This window comes from Thermanaerothrix sp. (assembly GCF_056331585.1).
Window position 1 is genome coordinate 1 of the sequence record NZ_JBWGPQ010000048.1, and the last position, 15,572, is coordinate 15,572.

The 15,572-nt window shown below is 60.7% G+C and carries 16 protein-coding genes; 6 read left to right on the forward strand and 10 right to left on the reverse strand.

Features of this window, described 5'->3' with window-relative positions:
- The first annotated feature begins 181 nt into the window (after positions 1-181).
- The 3 genes from AC01YT_RS12530 to AC01YT_RS12540 all read left to right on the forward strand — a co-directional run bounded on the left by AC01YT_RS12530 (position 182) and on the right by AC01YT_RS12540 (position 2,810).
- Positions 182-661, forward strand: coding sequence for a hypothetical protein (locus tag AC01YT_RS12530; RefSeq protein ID WP_476675915.1), 480 nt, complete (start codon positions 182-184; stop codon positions 659-661).
- 126 nt (positions 662-787) lie between these two features.
- Complete coding sequence (locus tag AC01YT_RS12535; RefSeq protein WP_476675917.1) at positions 788-2,203, forward strand: MFS transporter; 1,416 nt, start codon at positions 788-790, stop codon at positions 2,201-2,203.
- A 13-nt stretch (positions 2,204-2,216) separates the two neighbouring features.
- Positions 2,217-2,810: a TetR/AcrR family transcriptional regulator gene (locus AC01YT_RS12540; protein WP_476675919.1), complete on the forward strand. Its 594-nt coding sequence runs from the start codon at positions 2,217-2,219 to the stop codon at positions 2,808-2,810.
- A 284-nt stretch (positions 2,811-3,094) separates the two neighbouring features.
- On the opposite strand, the gene AC01YT_RS12545 is transcribed toward AC01YT_RS12540, so the two are convergent.
- From AC01YT_RS12545 to nrfH, 3 genes are all read right to left on the reverse strand, one after another.
- Complete coding sequence (locus tag AC01YT_RS12545) at positions 3,095-3,916, reverse strand: CPBP family glutamic-type intramembrane protease (RefSeq protein ID WP_476675921.1); 822 nt, start codon at positions 3,914-3,916, stop codon at positions 3,095-3,097.
- A 130-nt stretch (positions 3,917-4,046) separates the two neighbouring features.
- The gene (locus tag AC01YT_RS12550; RefSeq protein WP_476675923.1) at positions 4,047-5,360 is read right to left on the reverse strand and encodes an ammonia-forming cytochrome c nitrite reductase subunit c552; all 1,314 of its coding nucleotides are present in this window, start codon (positions 5,358-5,360) and stop codon (positions 4,047-4,049) included.
- Positions 5,361-5,387: 27 nt separating this feature from the next.
- Positions 5,388-5,876 carry a cytochrome c nitrite reductase small subunit gene (nrfH, locus tag AC01YT_RS12555; protein ID WP_476675925.1) on the reverse strand — a complete coding sequence of 163 codons (489 nt, stop codon included), beginning with the start codon at positions 5,874-5,876 and terminating at the stop codon, positions 5,388-5,390.
- A 360-nt stretch (positions 5,877-6,236) separates the two neighbouring features.
- On the opposite strand from nrfH, the gene AC01YT_RS12560 reads away from it, so the two are divergent.
- Entirely contained in the window at positions 6,237-6,620 is a 384-nt protein-coding gene (locus AC01YT_RS12560; RefSeq protein ID WP_476675927.1) for a NifB/NifX family molybdenum-iron cluster-binding protein, read from the forward strand.
- 149 nt (positions 6,621-6,769) lie between these two features.
- Here AC01YT_RS12560 and AC01YT_RS12565 read toward each other — a convergent pair whose 3' ends face one another.
- Together AC01YT_RS12565 and dnaN are read right to left on the reverse strand one after the other, a co-directional pair.
- Positions 6,770-9,187, reverse strand: a complete 2,418-nt coding sequence (locus AC01YT_RS12565; RefSeq protein WP_476675928.1) for a PEP/pyruvate-binding domain-containing protein — start codon at positions 9,185-9,187, stop codon at positions 6,770-6,772.
- Between the two features lie 2 nt (positions 9,188-9,189).
- Positions 9,190-10,314: a DNA polymerase III subunit beta gene (gene dnaN / locus AC01YT_RS12570; protein ID WP_476675930.1), complete on the reverse strand. Its 1,125-nt coding sequence runs from the start codon at positions 10,312-10,314 to the stop codon at positions 9,190-9,192.
- A 186-nt stretch (positions 10,315-10,500) separates the two neighbouring features.
- Between dnaN and AC01YT_RS12575 the strand changes: the two genes are divergently transcribed.
- Positions 10,501-11,010, forward strand: coding sequence for a DinB family protein (locus tag AC01YT_RS12575; protein ID WP_476675932.1), 510 nt, complete (start codon positions 10,501-10,503; stop codon positions 11,008-11,010).
- A gap of 6 nt (positions 11,011-11,016) precedes the next feature.
- Here AC01YT_RS12575 and AC01YT_RS12580 read toward each other — a convergent pair whose 3' ends face one another.
- Positions 11,017-12,219 carry a hypothetical protein gene (locus tag AC01YT_RS12580; RefSeq protein ID WP_476675934.1) on the reverse strand — a complete coding sequence of 401 codons (1,203 nt, stop codon included), beginning with the start codon at positions 12,217-12,219 and terminating at the stop codon, positions 11,017-11,019.
- Complete coding sequence (locus AC01YT_RS12585) at positions 12,216-13,139, reverse strand: DNA-methyltransferase (RefSeq protein ID WP_476675936.1); 924 nt, start codon at positions 13,137-13,139, stop codon at positions 12,216-12,218. Before AC01YT_RS12585 ends, AC01YT_RS12580 begins: the two co-directional genes overlap by 4 nt.
- Positions 13,140-13,262: 123 nt before the next feature.
- On the opposite strand from AC01YT_RS12585, the gene AC01YT_RS12590 reads away from it, so the two are divergent.
- Positions 13,263-13,775, forward strand: a complete 513-nt coding sequence (locus AC01YT_RS12590; RefSeq protein ID WP_476675938.1) for a flavodoxin domain-containing protein — start codon at positions 13,263-13,265, stop codon at positions 13,773-13,775.
- Between the two features lie 126 nt (positions 13,776-13,901).
- Here AC01YT_RS12590 and AC01YT_RS12595 read toward each other — a convergent pair whose 3' ends face one another.
- From AC01YT_RS12595 to AC01YT_RS12605, 3 genes are read right to left on the reverse strand one after another with little or no spacing between them, the layout of a single operon-like run.
- A complete protein-coding gene (locus AC01YT_RS12595) occupies positions 13,902-14,483 on the reverse strand; it encodes a protoglobin domain-containing protein (protein ID WP_476675940.1) in 582 nt (193 codons plus the stop codon).
- Positions 14,484-14,517: 34 nt separating this feature from the next.
- On the reverse strand, positions 14,518-14,775 hold the full coding sequence (locus AC01YT_RS12600; RefSeq protein WP_476675942.1) for a glutaredoxin family protein: 258 nt from the start codon (positions 14,773-14,775) through the stop codon (positions 14,518-14,520).
- A 15-nt stretch (positions 14,776-14,790) separates the two neighbouring features.
- Positions 14,791-15,408, reverse strand: a complete 618-nt coding sequence (locus AC01YT_RS12605) for a MarR family winged helix-turn-helix transcriptional regulator (RefSeq protein WP_476675944.1) — start codon at positions 15,406-15,408, stop codon at positions 14,791-14,793.
- Positions 15,409-15,572: the final 164 nt, after the last annotated feature.

A 15,572-nucleotide genomic window follows, 5' to 3' on the forward strand; every position in this document is an offset into this window, starting at 1 on the left:
GTCAGAATCATCGAATGCCCGCCAGGGCATTAAGACGTATCATCGCGCGGGGCTTTGTCAACATCGTAGGCGTACCAGGTCAGAATCATCGAATGCCTGCCAGGGCATTAAGACTTCTGCCACGTAGTGGTCTCCGAACAACATCGCCAGAGTCAGAATCATCGAATGCCCGCCAGGGCGTGTGTACGGAGGTCCCGGTGAACTTCCCCGACCGTCAGTATCAGGGCTGCGCCATATTCACGCAGCCCTGGTTTTTTGCGCCCAGGTGCACGTTAACCCAAACCCGGGCCCAGGGGGGCCGACCGGGCCTTACCTGCCTGTGCCCCTGACTTGCCTGGCGCCACCGGGGCGGGCTGAAGGCAGCGCCATCCGCGGCGCCGGGTCCGGCTCCTCGCACACCGCCCGCCATCTCCCGCGCACGTGCCGCGGCTTCCGCGTCGCCCCACGCTCGTTCACCCCAGCACGATCCCACCGCCGCTATCCTCGGTCCCTACCCCAAATGCCCCAGCGCGGGCGATCCCGCCCGTCGGATCATCGTGCTGGCCGCTTCCATCCCCGCCATACGCCTCGGCAGAACCCCACCCGCTGCAAATGGCACCTGCGAACGGGGGTGTTCGCCGCCCCCGAGGGGCATCGCCTGACCGGTGGCTCTTGGAGTTGACCGAACCGCGGGCAACGGCGTGGGTGATTTACAACGTTGGACACCACCATTAACTTGACGAAAAGGGTCATCTCAGTTAAGATGCTAAACGAACGTTCGGTAAGTATCCTCGAAGAGGTGACCGCAATGCAAAACTCGAAAACTCGTCTCAACGCCATCCTGTTTGTGCTGTTCTTCGGTGTGTTGATGGGCGCGCTGGATATCGCTATCCTTGGCCCGGCCCTCCCCTCCATCCGGGCTGAGTTCGCCGTGGAGGAGCGCACCCTGTCCTGGATGTTCAGCGCCTACGTCCTGGCCAGTTTAATCAGCACAACCCTGATGGCGAAACTTTCAGATCTCTTCGGGCGGCGCTGGATTTATGCTGCCGATGTGGGATTGTTTGCCCTGGGTTCTTTGCTGGTCGTGATTGCCCCCCGGTTTGAATGGGTGGTCCTCGGGCGGGCCGTGCAGGGTCTCGGTGCAGGTGGCATTTTCCCGGTTGCCAGCGCAGTGATCGGCGATGTCTATCCCCCTGAGCGGCGCGGCCGTGCCCTGGGTATGATCGGGGCGGTGTTCGGGTTGGCTTTTTTGATCGGTCCCCTGCTGGGCGGGGTCATCCTGGCGGTAGCCAGTTGGCACTGGCTCTTTCTGATCAACGTGCCGCTGGCGGTGGTGCTGATCGTCTTCAGCCTGCGTCTCCTGCCCACAGAACGCGCTACCCGGCGGGTGGAGTTCGACGCGGTGGGCCTGGTTCTGCTCTCGTTAACCCTGCTCACGCTGGCGCTGGGCCTGAACCGGTTGGATGTTCACCAACCCGGGCTGGGTGTATTGCGCCTGGAGGTGGGTGGTTTTCTCGGCGCATCATTGCTCTTTCTAATCGGATTGGCCGCATGGGAACGCCGGGCGACGGCCCCATTACTGCCGGGGTATCTGTTCGACCGCCGCCAGTTGCGCCTGGCTTACCTGCTTTCGGGCGGCGCGGGGTTTGGCGAAGCCACCCTGGTCTTCGTCCCGCTGATGGCGGTGACGGTGTTGAGGCGCTATGGGATCAACGAACGCAACGCCACCTGGCTCCTGATCCCGGCCATCCTTGCCATGGCGGTTGGCTCCCCGTTGATCGGGCGCTTACTGGATCGCATCGGTTCACGGCAGGTGATTTTGGGCGGGACACTGCTCATGACGATGGGGTTCGTTTTGCTCAGCCTGGGCGGTGGTCAGTTGGCGCTGTTTCTGATCGCGGGAGTGCTGATCGGTATTGGGATGTCGTCCTTGCTCGGGGCGCCGATTCGGTATATCATGTTAGGTGAAGCCCGGGCTGAAGAGCGCTCCCTGGCGCAGGGATTGATCTCCATTTTTACCAGCGTCGGGCAACTGGTAGGCAGTGCGATCATGGGCGCGTTGACCACCTCACTGGGGCGCACCCATCCTGGCTATGGGTATCAGATGGCATTTGGGGTCGTTGCCGTCATCAGCCTGGTGCTGTTTGCCTTGAGCACGCAACTCAAATCACGACAGCAGGAACGGCAAATGATTCCGGTGGGTGAAGTGGCTGCCAATGGATAGAACCGCCATCTCTATGCGGCAGAGGATACTGAACGAAAGCACCCGTCTCTTTGTCCGGCGTGGTTATGATGGGGTCTCCATCCGCGACATTGCCGAAGCCTGCCAGATGACCAAAGCCGCGCTGTATTACCATTTCGAGGACAAAGAGCATCTGTTGGTCGCGGTTTTGGTTTCGGGGCTGGAGACGTTGGGGCGTCTGGTGGAGGACGTCCTGAGCCAGGAGCAAGGCACCCGCGCGCGCATCCACCGCCTGGTGCAGGACGTGTTTACGCGCCTTCCGGTGGAACAGCGCGCGCTGATCCGCCTGGCGATCCAAGAGATCGGGAAGATTCGGCCCGAGTGGCGGGAAGAGATCCTACAGCGTTATCGCGAAGCGTTTCTGCTGCCGTTGGCATCCATCTTTGCCACCGGTCAGCAGCGGGGGGAGGTGCGTCCGCTAGGGGTGGAGATGATGGTATGGGCCTTTCTGGGGATGCTTTACCCCTTCTTAGACGAGACCTCTTCGCTGCATCCGGAGGTAAGCCCGGAGCAGTTAGAGGTGCTGGAGCAGATTTTCTGGGAGGGGATCAAAGCGCGCGAGGACACCCAATCACCCCAGGCGGCTTAGAACGCATGTTGCCGCCCCACTTAGCCGCGTCCTGGTGGCTAGGCGCCTCGCGCGATCTCTTGCGCACCCCCAATGGGCTGACACCCCCATTGGGGCGTTTTTGTGTCTCTCGCAGGTGCCCCACTTCCGGTCCCGGCAGGGGATGATGTGGGATAATCACCGGTTGACCCCCGAGCAGCGCGGGGTGGGCAGCGCACAACGCCGGTCTCAACCCTTGGCGCCGCGATCAAGCCGCGCACTCAGGCTGCTCTGACCGAAGAGAGCAGAGTCGCGCCGCTTTGATTTCAAGCCCCCTTGCGGCGCAGTGGTGCTTCGCGCCCTAGCCATCCCAAGCCCAGTGCCAGCAAAGTGTAGAGCGCCAGCGGGATGAGGCCGCTTTCCCCCGCCCACAGACCGACCATCGGCGTGGTAAGCACCAGGTTAGACCACAACCCCCATACGGTATTATGCGCCGAGTGGAACAGCGCCGCGACCCATAGACTGCGCTGATACGCCCACAAGTGCCCGATCACCACACTGATCGTCATCACCGTGAGGGTGAAAAGAGCAATCAGCAGCAGGCATGGCCCCGGCGGCAGATAGCCCCGGCTCAGGAAGATCAACGGGTAGTGCCAGACGGCCCAGATCACACCGGTCAGCAGTGAGGCGCGCTCTTGGCCCAATTCCAGCAGGCGCGGAAGCAAAAAGCCGCGCCAGCCGATTTCCTCGCCGAGTGAAAAGGTGAGGGTGTTGAAGATAAGGGTAACCACTACGTAGATGGCACCGCCCAGCCAGGTGTACTGCGCCAGGCGTACATCCCATTGCACCTGCCCCAACGCCCATAAGATCAGGTAGCCCGGCGTGAGCGCCAACACCGACAGTAGAACGGCCGCTGGCCAGCGCCGCAGGTCAAAACGGTTCAGGCCCAGGTCGCCCGCCAGGGTACGCAGGCGCAAATCGCGGGTCAGGATCAGCGTCAATAGCACGGCCAACGCAGGGGAGAACATATAGAAGGGGGTCAGGGCGGGGAACATGGCCAAGCCTAGCCCCAAAGCCAGCACCAAGAGGATGAACAGCCCCACCTGACGACGGGTGGAGGAGAGGGTGAAATATGAAGCGGTCGCCATGGTTAACCTCCGTGGATTCAAAATGCCATGGGTTAATACGCACCCCCATACCCGCAGGTTGCGCTGGTGTAGCAACGCAAAACGGGGCACCCATATGGATGCCCCGTTAAGCCTTTCTCTGCGATGAATCCTAGCGGCGAGCCTGGATCGTGCCCCCACCCACGGCCTGGAGCGCCTTCAACTGCGCCTGGCGGGCCAGGTCAATGGACGCGGCCAGGATGCGCAGTGCCTCTTCGGGGTTGTGGAAGCCCATGCTGTTCTCGGCGGCGATGAAGTCCCAGCGCATCTGGGCGGCGCGGTGCAGGCGGCGCGCTTCGTCCAGCAGGGCCGGGTCGGCGTTGGGGTCGGCGGCTGCGGCGGCGATGGCATCAATGGCCGCCACCAGGGCGTCCTCGCTGGCGCTCATCGTCGTCGCCACCTGGCGCTGAATCTGGCCCACCCGCGCCACCACGTAATCCACGTCCGTGTGGCAGGCACCGCAGGATTGGGCCGGGTTGAGCAACGGGCTGCGCACGTTGTGGCTGCTGTATTTGACCGCGCCTTCGCGCACGTAGGGCATGTGGCAGTCGGCGCAGGCCACCCCGGCCTTGTAGTGGGTGCTGTCGGCAGTGTAAAGTTCGTATTCGGGATGCTGTATCTTGATCATCGCGGCGCCGCTCTCGGCGTGCTGCCAATCGCTGAAGCCCAGTTCCTCGTAATACTGCTCAATGGCTTCGATGGTGGTGCCGTGATCCCAGGGGAAGGTGAGCACCTTCTCAGGGCCGGCGAAGTAGTATTCCACATGGCAGTTGGCGCAGACCACGGTGCGCATTTCTTGGCGAGTGAAGGTACGCCAGTCCTTACCCTGCTCTTTGAGCGCGGCTTCCAGCGCGGGGTTGGTGACGATCAAACGCATGGTACCGGCCTCGTGGCAGTTGGCACAGCCGATGGGCTGATCAATGTGCTGGCCGAGATCTTTGAAGGGCGTCTTGGCAAACTCCACCGGCCCCATCTCAACCCACAATTGGGGTGCGTTGGCCGTCTTGCACGAGTAGCAGGTACCGGGGGTCTTCTCGTTCACGCGCTGGGTCTCGCGCACGTCCTGGAGCGAATAGACGTGCCCGCGATCCTCTTTATAGTCCTTGCTGAAGGGGTTGCCGGCAAAGAGGCGCTTGAGGCGCGGGTCGGCCTCAACCTTCTGATAGGGTTCGGAGCCGCCGTACTGGGTGCGGGTGACGTTTTCGCGCGTCTTCAGGAACGAGGTGTATTGGTTGGGGAAGTTCAGTCCCCACTTGCTGCTATCGGGTTCCAGCGGATCAATTGCCACCAGGGTGGGGATGCCACGGGTCTGCACTGGCTGGTTGGCCAGGAAGAGTAATACGCCCACCGTGGTGGCAGCCAAGATGAGGATGATGACCGTCAGGGCAATGGGAAGAAGTTTGGCCGATTTAGAAGGTTGACTCATAGGGAACTCCTTGTCCTGGCGTAGATGTTAGGGTTGAGGCGGGCGGTAGATGCCCGTATCCTGAAAAGGTAGGATGCTGACGCCGCGCGGGCCGTGCGCCACCTCGCGGTGACACTCAAAACAGTAGCGCCCGGCATCCACCTGCCCATCGGCGACCATGGAAACGGTCTCGGCATGACAGCGGAGGCAGTTGGCCTGGATGATGCGGCGGGTGGATTCCTTGGCGCGGATGGGTTCGGGAATGCGCCCGCTGACGAAGGCGGTGACGTGGTTGAAGCCGGAGCGGGCCTTGACAAAATATTTAGGAATGAGGGCATGCGGAGTATGACAATCGTTGCAGGTGGCCCAGCGCTGATGGCTGGCGTGGTACCAGCCCTCGTAGGCAGCATCCATGACATGGCAATTATTACACGCCACCGGATCATCGCCGAGGTAGGCAGTGAAATCGGTAACGACCGCGCCGACCGCTAACACGAGCGCCAGAGCTACCAGGCCAATGATGAGGGGTAAGCGCATGGTCACTCCTCAAGCGTAAGGGATAGAAAAGAGCAGGTCTGTTCTTTAACCTGGCATTAATTTACCATATTAGATATTGTATGTCAAAATAATAACCATCACCCTTTTTTGTGACAAAGGTCACGAGGGAGTTCCCTTAGCCCCCCGCTCGGGAGCGGGCCTGGATTTCGAGCCTGATTGCTTGCAAAAATCGAAGCGTGCGCGAACGGCAGGGAAGACCTCAACGGGTGCCGCCCGTGCCCACCACGACCAGGGTGCCGTAGTCGAAGGTGTGGCCATCCCCCGTAACCTTCCCGGGAGTCCCCGCATCTAAATAAATAATCCCACTATACCAATCTCGTTATTCGGGAGACGTAATCCATGCTAAAACTGGCTTTTCCGACCACCGATGGTGAGACGATTAGCGCCCATCTCGGGTCTGCCCCATATTTTGCCGTGGTCACCCTCCACGAGGATGGTCACACCCTCCGCGAACTGCGCTCCAAGCCGACCCATGAACACGGGCAGCACGAGGCTCATGACCCCTCAGCCCATGCCCCCGGCGGGCACGCAGCCGCCATGTTCGCCGTGATTACCGATTGCCAGGTGCTCATCGCGCGTGGGATGGGCGAGCCGGCCTATCAACGGGCCCAAGCGCAGGGGCTGGAGGTTTATCTGGTCGCCGAGCCGACCATCGCAGCGGCGCTGGCCGCTTACCGCGCCGGCACCCTGCGCTCCGACCCGCGGCGGGTGCACCGGCACTAGACCGCAAGCGTTTCACGTGAAACACGCCTCGTGCGCCTGACCAGCGTTTCACGTGAAACGTGCCCTGCGGTGGCATCTGGCCGTGCCAGGCGCCTGAACCAAGCCCGGCGGCAGTCTCAGACGGCGGCCGGGTTTCACGTGAAACAGGCTTATTCCAAAATCTCCGGCAAGGGGGGCTCGGGTTCGGATTCAAGCGCCACCGTCGCCGCGCGTGCAGTGGCGGTCAGGCGCCCGTTGTGCTCGGCATCCGCGTGCAGGAAGGCCACCGCCACCCCTTTTTCATCGCTCATCACCAGATCCAGGTGGTGCTCGGGGCGGTAATCGCTGACGCGGATCAGCCGCAGCGCCTCGCCCAGATGGTGGTGGTTGGGTAGAAACTCGTTCAGCCGGTTGGGCGTCTCGTAGAAGAAGGCGCGCGCAAAGTGGGTGTTGCGGTCGTCGAGGTCAATCGCCAGGGGGTAAATTTGTGATTCAAGCAAATCCTGGAAGAAATGCGTCCCCAGCGAGGGTTCCGGCGGCAACCCGAAGTGCTGGCCGGTCAGTTCGACCAGTGCGCGGGCGTGGTAAACATCCCCATAACCCACCGGCACCCCCAAATCGGGGTTGGAACTGCCCCAGCGCCCCGGCCCGACCATGATGAAGCGCTCATCGGCCAAGGCGGTATTCAAACGACCAATCGTGCGTGCCAGTTCCTGGCGCGCCAAATGGGCGGTAAGGCTAAAATAAGCCTCCGGCGCAATAAAAACCACATAGGTGATCCGCTCAATGGTGCCCTCGGGGACCACAAAGTGGGTGCGGAAGACGATGTCCTCCTCGGGCAGGGTGGGGGGCAGGGCGGCCGCCGCGCGCGGTTGCAACTGGCTCTGGGGGCGGCATTGCAGCAGGGTCAGGTAGAGATGAGGGCCATCACCGGTTTCCTGGACCTGTGCGGTGAATTCCACATCCACCGGCACGCCATAATGAGTTTCCAGCGTGTGCAAGAGGTGACGCATCGCCGCCGCAAAGGGGGTGCGGCGCAGAAAATCCTCAAAGGTCAACACCAGACGGCGCGGATCGCCCGCCAGGTAGCGCGCGCGTAGCGACGTGAGGAAGCCTTCCTCCTCGACCTGTGCCAGGTAACGCAGGGCGGGGTAATCGGCCTTGAGCACCTCGTGCACTGGGAGCGTCTTGAAGGCGTTTTCCTCCAGGTCAATTACATCCACATATTGCTGGGAATAGCGCCGAATCATGCGCACATCCTTGGAGGGGTGCAGCAAGGGGTGGCTGAGTGCCACCAGGCGCGGAAAGTCGTTGCCCACGCGCTCCACGGCGCGCGTTCCCAGCCCCCACACCAGGCGCACGAAGCCGTCCTCACGCCGGATCTGCGGCGCCCAGCGATAAAGGTTGCGGCTGAAGGCCACCCCTGCCGCCTGGGGCAGGAAATAGCGCCCGTAGCGCTCGCCCTGCACCACCTGAATCAGGATCGCCATGCGCTCGTCATAATCCAGCAGGCCGCGCTCGCGGCGGTAGAGCAGGGCATTGGGGTTGAAAGTCGAGGCATAGACGCGCGCAATCGCCCGCGTCAGCGCGTGTAGGTTCTCTTCCGGCGTGCCCTGATTGGGCAGGAAAATACTCTCGTACTTGCCGGCAAAGGCGGTGCCAAAGTTGTCTTCCAGCAGGCTGGAGGAGCGCACGATCAGCGGCTGTTTGCCCACGTTGCTGAGCAAAATCTCCAGTTTCTGCAGCACATCGGGCGGGAACTCGCCCGCCTCGCAATCGCGCACGATCTGGGGGTACTCGGCGCGCATCTCGGCTTCGGTCTTGTATTTCTGGTCGTTCCAATGATAAAGGTTATTGATGGCCATAAAGGCGTAATGCACATCCGCGCCGAGGAAGTAGGATTCGGGGATACCGAGTGTAACGTTTGGCCCCAGGTCGGCCACGGCTTGCAAGATACGGTACGCCAGGATCATCCCCGCTGCCTTACCGCCAATGCGTCCCGGGCCGATCTTGCGGCGGCGGATGTGCAGGAGGTCGCTCACGGTAAACCAGCGCCGCGCGATGGTCACATAGGGCAGTTGATCACTGATCAAATGGCGAATGAGCACCACCTTGGTCTCTTGCAGGCGCGCCTCGTAGCGGGTGCGCTTCGCCGGAGGCAGGCGCTCGATGGTCAGGGCCTGCTCGAAGACCAGGTCAATCGGCGCCAGTTCGGGGTTGATCGAAAGCATCAGGCCAGCGGCATCCACCCCACGCTCGCTGAGCACCTCAGCGATCAGCCGCTCCAGGTCGTCCAGGGTGAGGAACTGGCTGAATTTCAGGTCGGTCAGTTGATCGCGCACACGCGCCAGGCGCATTTCCCACACTTCGGCTGGTTCTTCGCTGAACGGATCGCGCAGGCCCTCGCGGGCCTGGGAGCGTACCGCCATCTCGCGTACCTCAGCTTCAAACGCTACCGGGGTGATCAGGCCGCGGGCAAATAATTCGCGCCGCATCCGTTCGCGGATGCGGCTGCTCAGGATCGGATACTGCCCAAGAGTGAGGTAAATTTCGATCAGTCGGTCGGTCTGACTGGACGGGAACCCCATGCCTAACCTAAATGCATCGGCATCAAGACGTGAATAAACGAATCATCGCCAATCGAGCGGATGGTGACGGGGGCGTTATTGGCATTCATTTCGAGGGCGAAACTGGGGGTCTTGATCACGTCCAGCACCTCGCGCAAGAAGCGCACGTTGAAGGCGATCAGCAAGCCCGGACCCTCGATATTAGCATCCAGGTTGACCTGAGTGGCTCCGGTCTGCTCGGATTGTGCCGAGACCTCCACCTGGCCGGGGGCATCGGTGCGGGGCTGCAGGCGGAGGCGGACGACGTGGTTGCCCTCACGGGCGATGATTTCGGCCTGACGGCAGGCTTTGGCAAAGGCGCTGGTCGAAAGCACGGCGTGCGTCTTGGCCGCGCGCGGGATGATGACCTTGTAATCGGGGAAATTGCCTTCAATCAGTTGCGAGACCAGTTCCACCTCGCGCTGACGAAAGACCACCTGACCGCGCCCAGGCGGGATGAGCATGGTTACCGGTTGTTCGCCATCGCTGAGGATGCGCGCCAGTTCGTTCAGCGCCCGCGCCGGCACGATCAGACGCAGGGGTTGGGGCGCGGGCGTATCCAGCGCCATCTTGCGCACCGAAATGCGGAAGCCATCCGTCGCGGCGAAGGTGACCTCGCCTTCGGCCACCTCAACCAACACCCCCTGCAGCACCGGACGGTTCTCATCGGTCGAGGCGGCGAAAACCACCTGCTGGATCATCTCTTTCAGTTCGGCCGCTTTGAAGACCAGGCCATCGGCGCTATCGGCGGCAGGCATGGGTGGAAATTCATCCGCCGAGATGCCGCGAATCTCGGCCTGGCTGCTCCCGCAGTGCAGGGTGAGGGTGGTACTGCCCTTAAGGCTGAGCGCAATGGCTTCATTGGGAAAAACGCTGACCATGTCGCTCAAGGTGCGCGCCGGCACGGTCAGCGCGCCATCTTCAGCAATTTGGGCCGGGATCCAGCACGAGATGCCCAATTCCAGGTTGGTGGCTGAAAGACGCAGGCGCCCTTCATCGGTGGCGAGCAGGACATTCGCCAGCACCGGCAGGGTACTGCGCGTGGCCACAGCTCGGGAGACCAGGCTGAGCCCGTGCGCAAGATGGGGTTGCTGAACGGTGAGTTTCATGGTGATGCCGCCCTCCCGCAAAATAGGCATGAAAAACCTTGCCAAAAGTATACAACGAGAGCGCCTAAATGACCAGTCTCCGCGGCGCGCAAAATTCCTGCTTCCGAAAAGGCCCCCTGGTCAAGACAGGCTGTATAATGAAGGTATCCAGAGGATGAGATACCCCATGCCGAGGGAGGTGGTGCGATGAATGCCAAAGCCTTAATCCAGGATTTAGCCCACGCCGGAGAGATTTTTTATCATTTGCTGATGGAGTTTTCGCCCGAGGAAGCCCGCCAGCGCCCCGCCCCCGCGGCCTGGTCGGCACTGGAGGTGTTGGGGCATCTGATTGACGAAGAACGCGAGGACTTCCGCCCGCGCCTGGAGATGTTGCTCTTCCACCCCGAGCAGTCCTGGACGCCGATTGACCCGGTCCACACGCCCGAAGCCCGCAACGACAATGAGCGTGACCTGGAAGACCTCTTGCGGGAGTTCATGAAGGAGCGCCAACGCTCGGTGGTCTGGTTGAATGGGCTGGGGAACGTGGATTGGGAGAGCACCTACCAGGCGTCCTTCGGGCCGATCCGGGCAGGGGATTTGCTGGCGGCGTGGGTGGCGCACGATACGTTGCACCTGCGCCAGTTGGTGGAACTGCGCTACGCGCGGGTGCGCCGGATGGCCGAGCCCTACCGCGTGGATTATGCCGGCGAGTGGTAGCCGGACCTAGGTGCGGTAGGCGGTAATCAGCGCTGGCAGATCGTTATAACCGCGGCAGAGATCGCGCAAGGGGCAGGTGCAGCAGTCGGGTTGGGCGTGGTTGAAACAGAAGGTTGTGCCAACGTAAATCAGTCCATCATCAAAATGACCCGCAGCGAAGGGTGGCCGGTGGTGTTGGTTCAACCTTAACAAGTAGGCATGTTGAATGCGCTGGATTTCCACCTTGGCCGGGGCACGGCGATGGGTTTTGAGGTGATGGCGACAAACGTCAGCGTAGGCATCTTTCAGTTCAGCGGTTAATGGCCGACCTTCCCCCAGAGGTTTGCCCCGAAGATTGGTCACGCGAATGTAGGTGGTGCCACCCTTGCCGCGCCGGGGTTGAAGCACCTGGTAGCGCAGGTAGTCGTCCTCGCTAGCCCAATAAAGCAAATATCCGGTGCGCCACAACACACGCCCGGCGTTTGAGTCATAGGGCACTTCATACGATAACCCCTGCCAGGCCAGTTCATCAGCGCGCCGGGTGAGTGGATACGAAGTGACCAGCCACTTGCCGAATAGATGGGCCGCTTTGTCCCCGATGGCTTTGCCCAGCCCATAGCGGGTATGATCCTTAAGCTGTTGGGCCATGATCTCGGTCGAAGGGTCGCTTTCCAGGTAATCCAGCAGGGCTGTTGCCGTTTCTCGCCCGTCCAATTCCCGCTCTAAGAGATAGACGAGAGCCAATGGCACTCCCCAGCGAAACACTGCATATCCCAATGCCTGGTGTGCGTTATCCATGAACAAGTTATAACGGTGAGGGTTAGTGCGATTGGCAGCTGCCCAGCCTCTGGCTCGCAACTCACGGACGGCTTCATGTTGCGCAAGCAATTGCTCAATTGCGATGCCCAATTCCTCAAAAAACACGATCGGTTTATGCAGGAAACGAATTTCGCGGCGGTAGAGCTCATTGGTGAAACGGATGACCATCTCGCGCAAACCGAGGATGTCCGGCCCTTGATCCAACACTGCGCTCAGCAGCAGCAAACGGGTCAAGACCTCGCGACGGGTTAGGGCCCCGTCACGCTTATCAAGATGGATGACATCCAAATTCCCGTTTTGAAAGAATGACTCAAAAGGCTCAATACGCGTTAAGTTCGGTGCCGAGGGATGTGCGCGGCCCAGTTCGGCCAGGCGCAGCACAAGGTTGGCAATGAGGTCGGCTTCGCTCATGGTGTCTCTTCTTCAAAGAGTGGCATTTGGACCGAGGTTGGAGCGGGGTTTGAGGCGTGAGGAAGAGGTTCGTTGAGGTCAATCTTATCGAAGACGGCCACCAGCTGTTGGGCGCGCAGGGCAAGCGGCTCATTGATGCGCGTTTCGGCGAGATGCACATATTTTTCGATGATCTCGTAGCCGATGTAGTGACGGCCAAGGTGACGGGCCACTTTGAGCGTTTGGCCGGAGCCGGTAAAGGGATCCAAGATCAGGTCACCGGGGTAAGAATAGAGCGTGATCAGGCGATAGGGGATCTCTTCTGGAAAAGGTGCCGGATGATCAATCACGCCCGGCGGCACCGGCGCGATGTGCCAGATATTGTTGGCAATGTCCAGGGTGAAGAGGCGGTCAATCGGGTAACGGGCCACGTCCTTTTCCGCCTCGGTGCGTCCTACGTAGGGTTTGGGGCCAGGCTTCTGAAAGATCAGGATGTACTCGTTCATGATATTGGGGTAGTAATAGCCGGGATAGGGATTTTGAATGGTTACCCCGGCGCGTTTCACCCCGGCGGTGCATTTATGCCAGATGATGTCCTGGTGGAATTGCCAGCCATCACTCACCAGGCGTGAGACGGTATCAAATGGTACCGGATAGAGCCGCCCCTCCAGCAGCACGGTGCCGATGACGATGGCACAGAAGCCGCCCGGCCGGGTCACCCGATAGACCTCACGAAAGATACGCGTTAACCATTCCAGATAATCTTGATAATCCTTATACCCATTCGCATAACGCCGCGTGCGGTAATATTGGCGGCTATCGGTGGCGTGAATGTCGTAATCAATGGCGTTCCAATAGGGGGGTGAGGTGACCGTCAACGCCACGCCATCATCGGCCAATTCGGGCATCTGTTCACAGGAGTGGGCAAAAATCCTATCCACAACGACCATCCTTTCACCGGTATACCTATGACCCGGCTTTGTTCTCAGCTTACCCGCAAGTTGAGGGCGTGTCAAGTTAGCCTGGGTTATAATGGTCTTAATTCCGTAACGAAAGGCAACCTCATGTCTCCTCGGGTCCTGGTGGCGTATGCCACCAAATACGGCGCCACGCGCGAGATCGCCGAACGGTTGGCTGCGACATTAACCCATAGCGGGTTGGAGGTCACCCTGCAACCGGCCGCGCAGGCCGATCCCCCAACGGCTTACGATGGCGTGGTGCTGGGCAGTGCGGTCTATGGCGGGCGCTGGCTGGCTCCCGCCGCGGCGTACCTCAAGACCCACGCCGCAGCCCTCGCCGCGCGTCCCACGTGGCTCTTTTCCTCCGGGCCGACCGGCAACGATGACCCGGTGACGCTGATGCAGGGCTGGCGTTTTCCCCCGGATCTGCAGCCCCTGGCCGATCAGATCCACCCGCGCGAGGTGGCTTTCTTCCACGGCGCGATCTGGCCGGAGAAACTCAATTTTGCCGAGCGCCTGATCCTCAAAGCGCTCAAGGCCCCGACAGGGGATTTTCGCGATTGGGCACAAATCGAGGGCTGGGCGCGCGAAATCGCGGCAGCCCTTCAAGCGGCTTAAAAAAGAGTTGGGGTCGTTGACGACCCCAACTCTTTCGGCTAAACTAAACGTTGGGCGCGCTCTTCGCTCGGCACACCGTCTGTACCGGATGGGGTTGGCCAGCGTTTTAGGGCGTGCCCGTTGCTTCTACCATTCCCCGGCCTGGACATAAGGCGCACTCCACAAGGCGACCTGAAGTACCACGGCTTTGAACCAAGCCTGGTGCATCTTTTCCACCTCGTCTGGGGAATGCCCTTTGCGGGCCAGGAAAGGCTTGATGGTGGCTGTGATGGGGTAAATGAAGGCGACCATGTAACGATGATGTACGAAAGGCACCGCCTCGACCTGGTCGGTGCGATTCTTCTTGCTGCGATGGTGGCGCAGACCGATCTCATGCTGGTAGTTCAGCCAATCTTGATCATAGGGGCGGTTACAGGTATCCAGGATCCACTGTCCAAAGCGCTTGCGCACGGCCGCGAGATACCCCGCATTGGCATTGCCGCGTCCATCGGTGAAATAGTAAAGCAGGTGAGGGTGCGAGCCGACAAAGCCATACCACACATCTAAGATCTCCTCGATTTGATCGGCCAGGACCTCGCCGGCTAAGCGCAGATACCGCTCATCCTCCGCCCCAAAAAGCACCGCTTGTTTTAGATGCTCCAGGTCGTCAGGGGTGAGCGGGGAACGGGTGTCGGTTATGCCGTAGGTGTAACCGGGAATCGCACTCATACAGAACCTCCTTTCGATACCGTACCGGGATACTCTAGAGGAATAAGGATAGTGCCCAATCCAGGTCAGTGGAATTCGGTTCGGTCAGGATCACCTTGTGTGGGCCAGCCCCGATCACCAGGGTGGGGGTACTGCGATAACCCCGATTAATAAAGATCACAAAGGCTTCGGCAGCGACGTCGGTATCTATGTTGACGTCCTCAAAGGGCAAACCTCGTGCCTGCAGGTCGGCTCGGGTGCGGGCTGTATCCTCACACGCGGGAGCACCGTAAAGGATGATCGGGACGGGCATCGGCCTCACCTCCTTTCAGGGGGAACGGGGAATAAAATCCGGACACTCCAGATAGGTATGGGGATCGGGGAGCGGTGCATCCACAAACGCACAGTGGTGCGGGGCCGCGGGGGTTTCGGGGTGAACATAGGGGCGGAAGAAGTGGCAACCCCAGCACATCTCATAAACCACAAGGTGACCATCCTGCTGGAGGGTATGCACCAGCGCCTGAACGGCCGCCAAAAGAGCCTCTTGTAAAGCCGCCGGCAGGTTGGCCACCCTCGCTTCCAGGTCATCTAGCCAGTCTTCCAATGCCAGGACCTCATCTCTACCCGCCGGGGTTAGCGCCAGGACGATGCTGCGTTGGTCGTCGGGGTGGGGATGGCGTTCAATCAGCCCTTTGCGCTCCAGGGCATCGGCAACGCCGCTGGCGGTGGCGGGGGTGCAGCCGAGCCGTTGAGCCAGCCCACCGATGGTGCGCACACCCGGACGAGCGTAGTGGAGAAAGAGCAGGGCTTGTGCCTGGGCAGGCGAGAGCCCCCGTTTCTGAGCGCGTTCGCGCAGGTGATGCTGCAATCCCTGGCTCAGGCGGTACAGCCCCAGCACCGCTTGGGCCGCCGGGGTAGTGCGGGAACGAGGATTAACGACCGACATTGTTTAGTACTCCTAAATAATAATAGTGAATTAGAGTAATTTTGTCAAGTTCTGTTTTCTGTCTGCGGTCCGTTTCCGCCTGTCCAGCCAGTAGCGCAGGAGATGGACCTTCAGGAACTCGCTGCCGTTATCCGGGTGCACTGCGCGGATTTTGAAGGGTAAAC

Bases quoted from the DNA above. Each gene is read 5' to 3' on its own strand.
- AC01YT_RS12535 (WP_476675917.1), top strand. From the start codon at position 788: ATGCAAAACTCGAAAACTCGTCTCAACGCCATCCTGTTTGTGCTGTTC.
- nrfH (WP_476675925.1), bottom strand. From the start codon at position 5,876: ATGCGCTTACCCCTCATCATTGGCCTGGTAGCTCTGGCGCTCGTGTTA.
- AC01YT_RS12605 (WP_476675944.1), bottom strand. From the start codon at position 15,408: ATGTCGGTCGTTAATCCTCGTTCCCGCACTACCCCGGCGGCCCAAGCG.
- AC01YT_RS12560 (WP_476675927.1), top strand. From the start codon at position 6,237: ATGCTAAAACTGGCTTTTCCGACCACCGATGGTGAGACGATTAGCGCC.
- AC01YT_RS12575 (WP_476675932.1), top strand. From the start codon at position 10,501: ATGAATGCCAAAGCCTTAATCCAGGATTTAGCCCACGCCGGAGAGATT.
- AC01YT_RS12580 (WP_476675934.1), bottom strand. From the start codon at position 12,219: ATGAGCGAAGCCGACCTCATTGCCAACCTTGTGCTGCGCCTGGCCGAA.
- AC01YT_RS12540 (WP_476675919.1), top strand. From the start codon at position 2,217: ATGCGGCAGAGGATACTGAACGAAAGCACCCGTCTCTTTGTCCGGCGT.
- AC01YT_RS12545 (WP_476675921.1), bottom strand. From the start codon at position 3,916: ATGGCGACCGCTTCATATTTCACCCTCTCCTCCACCCGTCGTCAGGTG.
- AC01YT_RS12590 (WP_476675938.1), top strand. From the start codon at position 13,263: ATGTCTCCTCGGGTCCTGGTGGCGTATGCCACCAAATACGGCGCCACG.
- AC01YT_RS12600 (WP_476675942.1), bottom strand. From the start codon at position 14,775: ATGCCCGTCCCGATCATCCTTTACGGTGCTCCCGCGTGTGAGGATACA.
- AC01YT_RS12565 (WP_476675928.1), bottom strand. From the start codon at position 9,187: ATGGGGTTCCCGTCCAGTCAGACCGACCGACTGATCGAAATTTACCTC.
- AC01YT_RS12595 (WP_476675940.1), bottom strand. From the start codon at position 14,483: ATGAGTGCGATTCCCGGTTACACCTACGGCATAACCGACACCCGTTCC.
- AC01YT_RS12550 (WP_476675923.1), bottom strand. From the start codon at position 5,360: ATGAGTCAACCTTCTAAATCGGCCAAACTTCTTCCCATTGCCCTGACG.
- dnaN (WP_476675930.1), bottom strand. From the start codon at position 10,314: ATGAAACTCACCGTTCAGCAACCCCATCTTGCGCACGGGCTCAGCCTG.